Genomic DNA, 12,691 nt, shown 5'->3' with positions numbered 1-12,691 from the left:
GTAAGCGAAGTCCTGATCACACCTTCGGTTGATGGTTCCACGGCAGCAGTGCTTTGATGTTGGCCTGTCGGTGGCCGTTCACAATTGCGGTGAGGGTTTCGGTCAGCCAGGCGTGGGGATCGACGGCGTTGAGTTTGCAGGTCTCGATAAGGGACGCCATGATTGCCCAGTTTTGTGCTCCGGCATCATGACCCGCGAAGAGTGCGTTTTTCCTGTTTAGAGCGATGGGGCGGATTGTTCGCTCCACGGGGTTCGAGTCCATCTCGATGCGCCCGTCGGTCAGAAACAGGCAGAGGCCGTCCCAGTATTTGGCGATGTATTTCAGGGCTTCTCCAAGGGGCGATTTGGCTGACACCCGCGCACGGTTTGCCGTGAGCCATGTCCCGAATGCCTCAAGGGCGGGTTTGGAGCGCTCCTGTCTTGCAGCCAACCGCCTGGCGGGGCTTTCGCCGCGGACCTCTTTCTCGATCCTGTAGAGGGCGGTAATCTGTCGCAAACCCTCATCGGCGATCGGTGTGGTTCCAGTCCGGGCAACCTCGTGGAGCTTCCGCCTCGCATGCGCCCAGCAGTAGGCCAGCTGAATACCCTGTGACGGCCGCCTGATCAGCCGGTTGTAGCCGGCATACCCGTCAACCTGCAGAATGCCGCGGAAGTCCTGCAGTATCTGATCCGCATACTGGCCGGATCGTCCGGGCGCGTAAGTGAACGTGACACCGGGCGGATCATCTCCACCCCACGCCCGGTCGTCGCGGGCCAGCGCCCAGAAGTATCCGGTTTTCGTCTTTCCCCGGCCAGGATCAAGAACAGGGGCTCTGGTCTCATCCATGAACAGCTTCGGCGATTTTTTCAGGTCGGAGATCAGGGCATCAAAAACGGGTCGCAGCTCGAATGCCGCGCGACCAACCCAGTCAGCCAGTGTGGAGCGGTCAAGTTCAATCCCCTGACGTCCGTAGATCTGCGCCTGCCGGTACAGGGGCAGATGATCCGCGTATTTGCTGACGATCACATGGGCAATGGTGGCTTCGGTTGGCATGCCGCCCGGGATCAGGTGTGCCGGTGCGGCGGCCTGGACGATACCGTCCTCACAGGAACGGCAGGCATATTTCGGGCGTCGGGTCACAATCAGCCGGAACCGTGCCGGCACAATGTCCAGACGTTCACTCACGTCTTCGCCAATAACATGGCGTTCGGTACCGCAACGACAGATCGTGCTGTCCGGCTCGACCACCTCCTCAATGCGCGGCAGGTGTTTGGGCAGCGCCCCCCGGTTGGTTGCGCGCGGCTTTGAGGTCCGGGTTTGCGCACCCGCTGGATCAGCCTCACGTTCGGCTTCCACCTCAGCAATACCGGTCTCAAGATCTTCGAGGGCCAGTTCAAACTGGTCAGGATCGGATTTTTCGGATCTTCGTCCGAACAGGGCCTGTCTGAGGGATGCAACCAGAGTTTCCAGACGGTCATTCCGTTCACTCTGCGCCACGATCATGGCCTTGAGCGCATCCACGTCATCCGGAAGATCAGCCGTCGAAATCATGATCCCGGACTACCAAAACCAGTGCCCGGGGACCAGGGTAAAGGATGGTTTTTTACTCTGCCGCAGTCGGTGGACGGGCCGACAGGGCCTTCACTTTCCGCCAGTCCAGACCGCAGAACAGGGCCTCAAACTGCGCGTGGCTAAGTGACATCAGACCGTTTCGAACCGCAGGCCACGTGAAAGTCGTCTCCTCCAGCCGCTTGTACGTCATAACCAGTCCCGTCCCATCCCAGTAGAGCAGCTTCAGACGGTCCGCACGTTTCGAGCGGAACACAAAAACGGTTCCGGTGAACGGCTCCTTATGCAGTTCATTTTTTACCAGAGCCGCCAGTCCATTGTGGCCCTTGCGGAAATCCACCGGCTTCGTCGCCACAACAATCCGAACCCGTTGTGATGGGAAGATCATCCGGACCCGGACAGGGCACGAACAATCCCCGCTATCCGCTCGGGAGATGTATCAGCCCCCAGACGAACCGTGACATCGCCACAGAGGATCTCAACCGCATCACTGGACGCGGCGGGAGCCGGCGCGGTCACAGGCTCAACCACCAACGACGCAAACTCAAACTCCGCTCCGGCCAGATCCGGAACCGCCAGCCTGCCTTCCTTCGCCAGCCGACGCCACGCCGACAAATGATTTGGCAGCAGTTCGTGCCGCCGCGCCACTTCATTGACGGTAACACCCGGCACCAGTGTTTCGGCGACCACACGGCCCTTATAGGCATCAGACCAGCGCCGTTTCCCGGAAGGACCGACCATGACATCCATACGGCCAGTATCCTCCATATGGAGCGATATATCTCCTACCAACCCAGCCTCCAATTCCAATCTATACTCGGAAACGGACTCGCAGATCAGGAAGCCTTCAGGAAGGTGGGATCAAAACACCGCTTACGGTACGACGAAGATTTGAGCGTACGTAACATTTCGATTATTTTCTGATCTTATTCGACAATACTTGGGAAGATTGGGCCAACGCTGTTAGTTCTTGAGCCCTCTGAATTACGAAAGAAAACCAATGCAAAAATGCCTCACCATAAGGAATGGCAGCATCCGTTACCAAATGGCGGTTGTGAACCAACCACTGTGCAATGTCGTACGATGTACCTTGCAAGACGCCGCTGCCAGAAATGCCCACGATACTCATGCCCGATGCAATCAGAACATTACGATTGAGCAATCTCTGAACTAGAGTTTGTCGCGGTCCAAAGGGGGTCTGCGTGTCAGAAACCGCGTTCTCGTAACGTCGGAGAGTTGAGCCAAATAGATCGGATTCTCTGGCAATTGATTCCGAGAGCAGGATTTGAGCCTGATCTAATTCACTAGATAGAGCTTTCTGAGTAAATTTTATTCGCCGTTCTTCCAGTTTTTCTATCTCAGAATTTCCGAGCACCAGTCCTGGACCGAGCGTATTAATTTCGTGTAATGTGGAAATAACCGAAATAGAGAAAGGCCCATTTTCGTTTGCCAGGTCTCTGTGTTCGTAAATCCCACGCAACCAGTCCAATTCCAGATAGACTTCAACTAAATCTGCTGACTCCAACTGATCTGGAAGTCGATCGAGAAACTTCCTCACTCGACGTGTGATTTGATAGTGTTGGTTTCCGGTAGCTGAACAAAGGTCCGCTAGGCGATCCAAAAGACGAAAGTAAAGCACATGCTTCAGGTCCCCGGAAACTTCATCGGGAGAAGGTGACGTTTTTAGAACGTCAAGCCTTCCTCCCTCTTGGGGATTTGGCGATACTTCCAAGACATCATCTTGGGATGGAGCTGCCGGGATTCCAGAAGTGTATTCGGTGGTGGAAGCGAAAGTTTGGAGATATTCCAACGTTTTATGTGTACGTTCAGAACTGTCGAATATTTTCGCAAGCTCACCCAAACCGGCTGGATCACGCTTGCAGGCTTCGCACCTAGAAAAAAATAGACCATCGTAGTGACCGGAGTCTTGGGTTGGAATTAGTGATGAAAGGTCTTTCAGTGGCGTCAGGTCTTCAACTCCGCTGGAATCAATGCGCAGTGCCGTCAAATTTGTCAAACCAGACAAAACCGTTATATCTTTGATTTTAGTTTCCTGAATACTCAAGTCGGAAAGAGATTTTAGACCAGAAAGCACCTCAATATTTGCAACTTTCGTTCCCGCAATCGCTAAGGATTTCAACTCAGTTAATCCGGCAAGGGGTGTCAAATCCTCAACATCCGTAAATGCCATATGAGCTTTTTTCAGTTTTCGCATTTCAGACAATGCGGTGATATTAGCTACTCTGGTGCTGTTAAATTCAATTGAAGAGACGTTCTCTAAAGAAGATAGTGAATCAATGTTTTCTACGTACGTACTTCCGAATCTAATGAATTTTATCGATTTCAGATCGGAAATTGGATCTATATTGTAGACTTTTGTGCTATCGGCATTAAGGTATCTGAGATTTTCTAGTTTTACTATCGGACCTAATTCATCAATTTGCGTGCTGCCAATATCGAGATTTGTAAGTTCCTTTAGAAAAGGAAGGTCTTCAAGACTATCAATTATTGCACTGTTTAAATTTAAGTTTTTTAATTGAACCAAACTATCTAGATGATCAATGTTGGATACAGCCAATCCTTTTAAGTTTAACTCATTAAGTTTTGTCAAATTTGCCAACGGACTCAAGTCAGATACTTGCGAATGATCAAGTTCTAGGGATCTTATCTGTTTCAATCCTGAGATCGACGATAAGTCCGAAAGTTTGCTCCCTCCTAAATTGAGTACCGATAGTTGTTGTAAATCATTCAAAACTGAAAGATCCGAAATTCGGGTATCTCGCAGGTTGAGTATTCGTAGTGAATCGAGGCCTAAAATTTCAGATGGGATTTCCTCAAGATCGCAAAAAATGTGGTTGCCATTCATCCGATCGCCACCGATGTCGAGGAATTCACTATCGGTATCTACTGCGTCTCGGATCAAGCGTACGGCAGTTTCGTAGGCTCGTTGTGCTTTAGACGATGATGCTAGGCTCAAATGTGTGGATTTCCTTCTCACTGCTACGCGGCTATCAATTGAGCAATTCTCAAAATGGATACGTGAATTAGGCAATATTTTGCCATTTTTTTGACTTCATCTTCATTGGCTGTAGCCATGAGATTCTTTGTGCGGAATTTCCTGCTTCGTTCTATAGTCGACGGCTGCTTCCTTCTCCCCTGCAGTTTGATGTCACTTTGAAATTTCGCATCGCCCAAGCTAGGTAATCCGAGTTCCCACCCGAATGGGGTGACCACCTACAGCTTTCGATGTTTAGTTAAATCTCCTGACAGCAAATCCGAGTCCAGTTTTATAGGATTTATATAATGAGGATGCTTCAACAGTATTTTAATGACATATCGAAGCAAATCATAAGCCAATCTGCGCTCATTCTTGTGTTCATTATTTAATAATTGCAGAACATTTTTACTTTTTTTCTTAGTATGTCCATGAACAATTTTTGACCTGGCTTCATATAGCCTTTTTACTTTGCCAATCATCTCTTGTGGGTCGACTAAACCGCCCGCATCCAAATGTGTTAGCGCTGCTGCTCTCATCCGAAGTTTAAAAGACGTTGCTTGAGGGTCTGAATCTCCAAGTAATAGTTCTAATCCAATCGTTCCATCAAGAATTGCGTCCGCGTCGTCGGCTCTCATCATACAACCGTTCAACCGTGACAAAGCTAATCTCATGGACTCGTTATCATTGGCCAAAATATCATTGTATGTTTGTCGGATATCCTTGAGATCACTTTTGGTCACGGTTGGCCGTTGGGACGTCCAGCCAAAGTTGTCAAAGGAGCTTGGGTATTTTCTGATACAAACACCGTACAAGGGCCTAAGGTCACAAAAGTATTCCATAGCCCATTTTCTCGGAGCGTACAGCAACTGAGCGTATCCAGTCTCGATTTCAGTAACAATTCTTAAAGCTCCAAAAAACGATCGATCTCATGAATTATGGAGTCCGAATGCTGAGCTAAAGATTTGGTGATGTCCGAAAATTGATCACCGTATACACTCCATCCATTTGACAGGAATGCATGAGTTGCAGCAGAAACGACGCATTTTTCCGTTCCAGAGCCCACACTATTTAGTATTCCGCGGGATAATTGTAAGTTTTTTGGCATTCTAAACACGTAACTCGATGGTGTGAGTTGAAAGTGATTGGCGTCAAAATTTGTCAAAGTTATGGGCACAATTAGGCTAACAAAATATTCTTCTTGAATCAAACTTCTTATTAGGGGAGAAATAATGGTGGTTCTGTTTTTGCAGTTTATTTCTTTTTTCAATCCATATATTTGAATGTAGCGTTCTACCGCGGACTCGATAAGTTTTTCTACTGGTCTATTGTAGTAATTTCCATCTACTGGATCAGGCTTAAGTCCCAACTTCTTCCCAATATTGTGACCGCGAAGAAAATCAGCAAACCGGTTGGCCAGTGGGAATTCTAAATCGCTTCTGCGTATGCCAAATGCATCGGCTAGAAAACTTTCTGATCGGATTAGGCTCATGTAGTTTATTGGGGCGTTTTCATCGATCCAGCTTTGCGGGTAGAATTGAGGAAAACCGTTTGCTTGAATTTTTAATCTGGGATAATCGTAATGGCGCTTGACTGGGCGATCGTTGTTCTTTGATATTTCTAATAATATGTTGTGGAGTTCGTCAAAAGCCGCTGCAAAAAGCTCCTTGCAGTTGGATAATTCTTTGCGCCATTTTTGAAATTCTTTTGATTTTATTTTTAACTCTTCTTCCACGTTTTCCACCAAAGTTTGTTTTCACGACTGGTTTTATTTTTTTTTATCGTGTTTCAATGAGATAGACGGACTTTTGTGAATCTATTTTGTCGCCAATTTCGCTTTTTCCGGCTGATATCGCAGTTGTTTTATGATGCGGTACACGGACGCTCTCCCTATTTGCAAGTCTTGGCCAATTTGAGTTGGTGAGACTCCCTCAGCCATCATCCTTTTGACCTCGTCGGTTTTAGCCATAGCCGTTGGCTTTCTGCCTTTGTACTTTCCCGCAGCTTTTGCTTTTGCGATCCCCTCCCTTTGTCGTTCAAGCATGATTTCTCGTTCAAACTCAGCCACACTTCCCAGAAGGTTCAGCATCAGCTTCCCGGTGGCTGTAGATGTGTCAAGGTTCAACCCGATGACCCTAAGGTGAGCCCGTTTGCATTCCAGTTTTCTAGTGATGTCCAGAAGGTGGCTCATGGACCGTGCTAGCCTGTCCAGTTTTGTGACCACCAGAAAGTCTCCGTCCCTGACATAGTCCAGAGCCGCGTCAAGCTGCTCCCTGGCTCTCATATCGACTGAGGACACCTGTTCCTTGAATACCCTCTCACAACCCTCTGAGGCGAGCTGGTCGAGCTGTACATCCAGTCCGGCCGACTGATCCAGTGTTGATGTTCTTGCATAGCCTACGAGCATGGCGAGTTTCCTTGGATTGTCTCAATAGAGTCTAAGATGTCATCATGCCGTATGTCTCAAAAGTCAATACCAATTTATTTGAGACGAATTGGCGCTGGGCGTAAGGTGACTCATATGACCAAGGTCTATTGAGACAATGCTTGGGTCGGTTGCCCAGCGCATTGAGGCTTTGAACTAATCGGGTTGGCGGAAAGACATTAGTGTGTCCGACAAACAATTACCCATTGCTTCCGACTATTCGTCAAGTTCAATGCTCCTTGGAGTGTTCCCCGACACTGTGCCAATCAAATGTCTCGCACCTGACAGGCTTTACTTGTGGGGGACTCTGAGAGCCGCACAGAGAGACGTTGAGATTTGTGTGGCAGTGTCCCGTAGTCAGTCATCTTGGGGCTACTCATGGAGTCTCTCAGGGACTCTTAGCGCCCTGTGGCACTTGAAGCCATCAAGGTGAGCTGCAAAATTGAAAACCAAAAGACCCCCGTCGCCCTTTTAAAACGGCCCTTTCAAAAAATTGGGTCTTTAGTTCTGTTATTATTATTTTTTTTAAAGTATCGAGTTAATTTATTTTACAATACTATTGTAGTTTAAAATATAGTGTTAAATTTTATAAATTAATTCCAATTTAGATATGAAAAAAACCATACTGTACATTACATTACTTGGGGTAATTGTTCGTATATTATGTCAACAATTATGGGGGTTTAGGAAATCCGATGGCCTCGCTTTTTGTGGGTGTCGGCCGGGGATCTAAGTGCAGTTAGTGGTACTTTTGCTTCCACCTGAGACGGTGGGGCTATTACTCAGCACAATAATACCCCGTGTCCCTCATTAGGGTTACGATCCCCAAAGATCATCCTGCTAAAATTGTTACCTAAAGTTCCATGTTTTCCTTTGGACTCAGTCCAATGCAAGCCTGAGAAGATGGTTCTGCTTTAGACTCAGTCCAATGGAGAATGGAAGGTCAGCAGTAATTCGCTTTTCAATAATTGTTTTGGATAAATTCCGTAAATTGTTGTTTTAATTGCCTTATTCCTTACGCCTAACAGTTACCATTAAGTCTAACTTAAAGTCGTCACAAGTCACATCAACTAGATGACCATTTACAGCATTAATAAAATCACATTCTTAACCGATTTGTCTGCCATCAATCTCAATCACTGTATCTCGGGACTACACTAATATTACATCCACAGTGTTTCTGATAAGAATTTATCAGCAGGCTTTCCGTCAGGGAAGCAAACTCAATGGGTACAATCAGACTATCATGTACAGGAAGACTGGGTATGTCGTGCTTTCTAACCAGCTCCAGCATAGTTTGAATGATCGCCGTAGATTCCAAGTATTGAAGTGCAGCCCAATAGATTCCAAGCCTTTTCAGAGAAATCATGTCAGGGTGAACCTCAGTAATCCGTGCGATAATTTCGGAGATGGGTGGGGTTTTTTGGACATCTAACTCCATTAATTCCGCGTACTCCTGTTTCATCCCCTTGGGCCACTTCTTGGGTAACTCACCAATTCCAAAAATCCTGATTACCATTTTTTTTACAAAGGAACGATCCATACCTGGAATATCGTAGGGGTCCTTCGAAGTGTTCCACGGCTTGCCTATTAGCCCATAAAAGATGGACATATGCGATGCCTTGACGTCCATTTCGACAATTGGACTGCCATCAATTTTGATCGTAAGCCGTTTCTCTGGCTTCCATCGCTGGTACCCCTCATCGCCTGGAACAGTGAGCCTGCCTCCCTTGTCCCATCTATACCCTTTCTTTGTACCTTCATTGAACGTTCTTCGGAACCAAGGAGGGTCCATAGGAGCGAATGAATGATTTTCGAGGCAGGCGTTGATCTCTCTGATTTCGTTTGCCAGCTGTGTGGTTCTATGTGTGGCCTCAAAGGGTATGAGATCGCCACCAATGGACTTGTTGCCCTTTCTCATCCGCTTCGACCTAAGGACTAAAACCTCAGCAGTGGACAAATCAGGTTTGAAGTGGGACCGGGCATTCTCAGGTGTGAGGGAATGTTCTCTGAACATTGAGAGCAGTGCGTCGGTAGCCCGGTAACGCACGGACCGACTTTCTCTACATGATGCGCCGTCATCAAACTCGATGCGCCGCTGAAAGCCTTTGGTCGTTTCAATGAGGCCAGCATGCTTCCAGAAATTGATGATGGTGGTCACGTTGGTATGGGTGGCCTTGGTCCCTTTCAATGCTTTCGGGTTGATCGAGAAATATCCGAATCCATGGCTGGCCTCATTGTGGGCATGAGACAGGAGGTCACCCGCGAATGCACCTATTGCCAGCAAAAGGGCATCATGGTCGTCCTTTCGTCGGGATCTTTGGCGGGGTGCTACTTTTTTTCGACCTCGATTGTCAATTCTACCAGATTTTCCACCATAGCGATTGCTTCAGGAGATATGGGCGTTGCCACCAAAGTCATCATCCGCGCTGACTCAAGAACCTCTCGGGGCCAATCCGACGGTATGGCTGCTTTAGACTGATCCAATGGAGGTTCAGGGTGATCCAAGGGACTATTGCTGTCCATTTCCATCCCCTATTCCCGTATCTATGGGCCAATCAAGAATGGTGATCTGGTTCATGTACTCCACCAGCACTGACAAAGGAAAACCCTCACCATAACTCTGACCAACATTGGCTGTTGCCCACCCTCCGATCGCATGTCTGATTTCTTCGGAGCACTTTACCGCACGTAACCGGTCGGCGAGTGAATGTCTGAAAGAATGGGCAGATTTCTGGCGCGGATTTTCCAGATCAAAAGACCTAATCCATTTGTTGATGGTGTTGGACGCATGGGTGGCTTTGATGTGTGGTGGCGATTTGTAACCAACGTACCTTGGGAACAGGCAGCCATTTTCAGAATGACCCAAGGCCTTTTTTACGGCCCACAAGGCACCGCCAACTAAAGGAATGCGCCTGTTGGAACCTGCATTCTTTATGCCTCGCAGGGCGTTTTGCTGTACATGAACATAAGGAATTGGATCATTTAGAAATACGTCGTTCCTCATCAGTCCAACAGCCTCGGCCATGCGCATACCGGTGTCAGACAGGATGGAAACGAGCCATCGTATGTCGTCGTCGGTTGCTAGGCACGAGCGCTGAATGAGATTTAGTTCAGAAGCGGTGAAGGGAAGCCTTTCTTTGGATTTTTTTGCGGTTGCGGGAATTACCACCTTGTCAAATATTCCCCTGTCTTCGAGTTCATGTTCTCTTATCGCTTCCTTGAGTACCGGTCGCAGGGATACCAAGCGCCGCCGGATGGTGGACTTGGCGTTTTGTCTGCTCTCATTAAGATACCTGATGAATTGATTGGCGTGGGTGCGGCTGTATTGATCTACCGGTAAATCCCCCGCGTGTTTGATGAAATCCATCACTACTCTGGTGCGGTCCCGCCCAGCGCCATGTGATTCAGTCTCTTCATGGCGTTCCATGTATTCAGCCAGAGCCCTCGATAGGAAGACAGGGGCCTGTTGGCCTTGCAGTAGCTCAGCAGCAGACCTGTAGACCGGTGGCAGATAGTCGTGTCCATTGCCTTTGGTTTGCAATTCGTGGTCGCCTTCGGGGCCACCCATCATTACTGAAATCAACGAAAGTTCATTGTAGAACGGATCAAGGCCGGGATGGCCGTGGCCGTGAACTTTGGCATCACCAGACTTCAGGCCGTAAGACCTCAAAAGCTCGGTTGCGGCCTCAATTTCTTCTGGTCCCTTGACAGTGTCACCTGACCGATAAGCCTTCCAAAGCGCATCCTGATCAATTGCGGCTCGGGTTGCCTTTTTGCCTGCTTCCAGAGGGTCATTTGTCTTCAGTGAAAAGACGATAAAGGCAGGTCTCTTTTTGCCGGGATAATGAGATACGACGTCATCAGGAATTCGTCTCCGGAAGTAAAACCTCCCGCCCGCCTTCTTCTGATAAATATGATCGGCCATCAGAGTGAAAGCACCGAGTTTTGCGACAACGATAGACACGTGTGTTACCTTTTGTGCTACCTCCAAGGCAACTTAAAAAGCTATAACACGCTGAAATCATATAAGATTTTTGGGTGTCTTGGTGCCCAGGAGAAGACTCGAACTTCCACTTCCTTTCGGAAACTGGCACCTGAAGCCAGCGCGTCTACCAATTCCGCCACCTGGGCAGGTGTCGATGGCGGGGATTTACAGATGGTAGCGGGGGGTGTCAATGGGCATTCCCCCGCTGTTTTTCGCTATTTATCAGGAATGGTCGCGGATGACGAAATGTTTGGTGGTTGTCTCCACAACATTCCACCAGCCGCGAAATCCGTCAGGAATGAGAAACGAATCTCCTGCGCGAAATTCCTGCACCGACCCATCTTCAGACTCGAGTTTCACATGACCCGAAAGGATCACGCAGAACTCGTCACGATCTGTAAATGCAATCCACTTGCCGGGCGTGCTGGTCCAGGTGCCGGCGAGGAGTTTTCCGTCCGGGCTGGTGAAGTGCATCATGGTTTCGTGATGGGGGTCGCCGTCGACTACCCGGTTTGGAAGGTCCGCCAGGCGACGTTTTGATTTCTCAATATTGTTTTGGAAGCTGATCACGGCTCCGGACATCTTCTGGTCTCCTATCCGGTAAAATGTGTGATGCCGTAGAGAATGAAACCGGCGATGAACACGGTCTCCGCGACAATGAGGATGATGGCCTGTCCGCCAACGTCCAGGATCGTTTTCAGCGATGTTTTCATGCCGACGGCAGCGATGGAAATCAGGAGGGCCCAGCGTGACATGCTGCTCAGGGCTTCCTGAACGATAGCGGGGATAAGGCCGAAGGAGTTTGCGGCGGCCAGCAGGAGGAACATCAAAACAAAGAACGGAATGAGCGGGGGACGTTTGCTGGTATCGGTGTCGTCGTTCTCGGTACGGCTGCGGATGATGAGCGAGAAGATGAGCACGACCGGGGCCAGCATGGTGACGCGGATGAGCTTTACGAGCGTTGCGGTCTCACCGGTTTCTTCCGACACGGAAAAACCCGCACCCACAACCTGGGCAACATCGTGGATCGTACCGCCGAGAAAGATCCCCGTTTCGAGATGGCTCAGTTGAAGGACATCCGTAATGATCGGGTAAACGATCATGGCGAGTGTGCTGAGCACAGTCACACCCAGGACCGTGAAAATCAGGTTTCGTTCAGAATGCTCATTTCGCGGAAGCACTGCTGCAATGGCCATGGCGGCGGAGGCGCCACAGATTGCAACCGAGCCTCCGGTCAGGAGTGCGAAACGCCAACCGCGTCCAAGGATCTTTGCGCCAAGTAATCCGAAAAGAATGGTCAGAATGACACCCAATACGATTAGAAGGATCACTTTTGGGCCGAGGCCAATGAGTAGATCGACGCTGATGCGCGCTCCAAGTAACGCCACTCCGATTCGAAGCACCGTTTTGGACGTAAACCCGATACCGGTTACGCAGCGGCCTTCCTCGGCCAGAAAGTGAAAGGCAATTCCCAGAAGGAGTGCCATGAGCATAGCGGGTGCGCCGTAATGTTCGGACAAAAACTGGGCGGCGACTGCGACAACCACGGAAACAAGAAAACCGTATCCGTTGTTGGAGAAAAACGTCCGGGTTTTTTCAAATGGACTGTCATGGGAAACGGTGCCGGCGGGCATTTTGGTGAACTCCTGTAACAACACCCGATTGGGAAACCGACGTCCCGTGTATGGGTAATACCGAAATCAGTGTGCCACCGGGGTTTCCCCCGGTGACTGG

11 protein-coding genes and 1 tRNA gene are annotated in these 12,691 nt (G+C 49.1%); all 12 read right to left on the bottom strand.

From position 1 onward, the window contains the following. Positions 1 to 16: 16 nt before the first annotated feature. Positions 17 to 1,531, bottom strand: coding sequence for an IS66 family transposase (gene tnpC / locus ACP15P_RS14185; protein WP_424928841.1), 1,515 nt, complete (start codon positions 1,529 to 1,531; stop codon positions 17 to 19). 52 nt (positions 1,532 to 1,583) lie between these two features. Then, positions 1,584 to 1,937: an IS66 family insertion sequence element accessory protein TnpB gene (tnpB, locus tag ACP15P_RS14180; RefSeq protein WP_424928840.1), complete on the bottom strand. Its 354-nt coding sequence runs from the start codon at positions 1,935 to 1,937 to the stop codon at positions 1,584 to 1,586. Continuing rightward, positions 1,934 to 2,317, bottom strand: coding sequence for an IS66-like element accessory protein TnpA (tnpA, locus tag ACP15P_RS14175; RefSeq protein WP_424928839.1), 384 nt, complete (start codon positions 2,315 to 2,317; stop codon positions 1,934 to 1,936). Before tnpA ends, tnpB begins: the two co-directional genes overlap by 4 nt. Positions 2,318 to 2,462: 145 nt before the next feature. Beyond that, on the bottom strand, positions 2,463 to 4,526 hold the full coding sequence (locus tag ACP15P_RS14170; protein ID WP_424929128.1) for a leucine-rich repeat domain-containing protein: 2,064 nt from the start codon (positions 4,524 to 4,526) through the stop codon (positions 2,463 to 2,465). A 257-nt stretch (positions 4,527 to 4,783) separates the two neighbouring features. Beyond that, positions 4,784 to 5,287 (bottom strand): hypothetical protein, encoded by a 504-nt coding sequence (locus tag ACP15P_RS14165; RefSeq protein ID WP_424929127.1) that lies wholly within the window; start codon positions 5,285 to 5,287, stop codon positions 4,784 to 4,786. A 161-nt stretch (positions 5,288 to 5,448) separates the two neighbouring features. Beyond that, positions 5,449 to 6,279: a hypothetical protein gene (locus ACP15P_RS14160; protein WP_424929126.1), complete on the bottom strand. Its 831-nt coding sequence runs from the start codon at positions 6,277 to 6,279 to the stop codon at positions 5,449 to 5,451. An 81-nt stretch (positions 6,280 to 6,360) separates the two neighbouring features. Further along, on the bottom strand, positions 6,361 to 6,951 hold the full coding sequence (locus tag ACP15P_RS14155) for a recombinase family protein (protein WP_424929125.1): 591 nt from the start codon (positions 6,949 to 6,951) through the stop codon (positions 6,361 to 6,363). A 1,150-nt stretch (positions 6,952 to 8,101) separates the two neighbouring features. Beyond that, positions 8,102 to 9,256, bottom strand: a complete 1,155-nt coding sequence (locus ACP15P_RS14150) for a hypothetical protein (protein ID WP_424929124.1) — start codon at positions 9,254 to 9,256, stop codon at positions 8,102 to 8,104. 225 nt (positions 9,257 to 9,481) lie between these two features. After that, a complete protein-coding gene (locus ACP15P_RS14145; protein ID WP_424929123.1) occupies positions 9,482 to 10,936 on the bottom strand; it encodes a DUF6538 domain-containing protein in 1,455 nt (484 codons plus the stop codon). A gap of 80 nt (positions 10,937 to 11,016) precedes the next feature. Further along, positions 11,017 to 11,103 (bottom strand) — tRNA-Leu (locus ACP15P_RS14140). A gap of 76 nt (positions 11,104 to 11,179) precedes the next feature. Next, entirely contained in the window at positions 11,180 to 11,539 is a 360-nt protein-coding gene (locus ACP15P_RS14135; protein WP_424929122.1) for a cupin domain-containing protein, read from the bottom strand. A gap of 11 nt (positions 11,540 to 11,550) precedes the next feature. After that, positions 11,551 to 12,591 (bottom strand): YeiH family protein, encoded by a 1,041-nt coding sequence (locus ACP15P_RS14130; RefSeq protein WP_424929121.1) that lies wholly within the window; start codon positions 12,589 to 12,591, stop codon positions 11,551 to 11,553. Between the last annotated feature and the right edge of the window lie 100 nt (positions 12,592 to 12,691).

The organism is Amaricoccus tamworthensis, assembly GCF_049800875.1.
Lineage (GTDB): Bacteria > Pseudomonadota > Alphaproteobacteria > Rhodobacterales > Rhodobacteraceae > Amaricoccus > Amaricoccus tamworthensis.
Note: the sequence above shows the minus strand (reverse complement) of the source record. Positions and strands in the feature narration are given on the sequence as shown.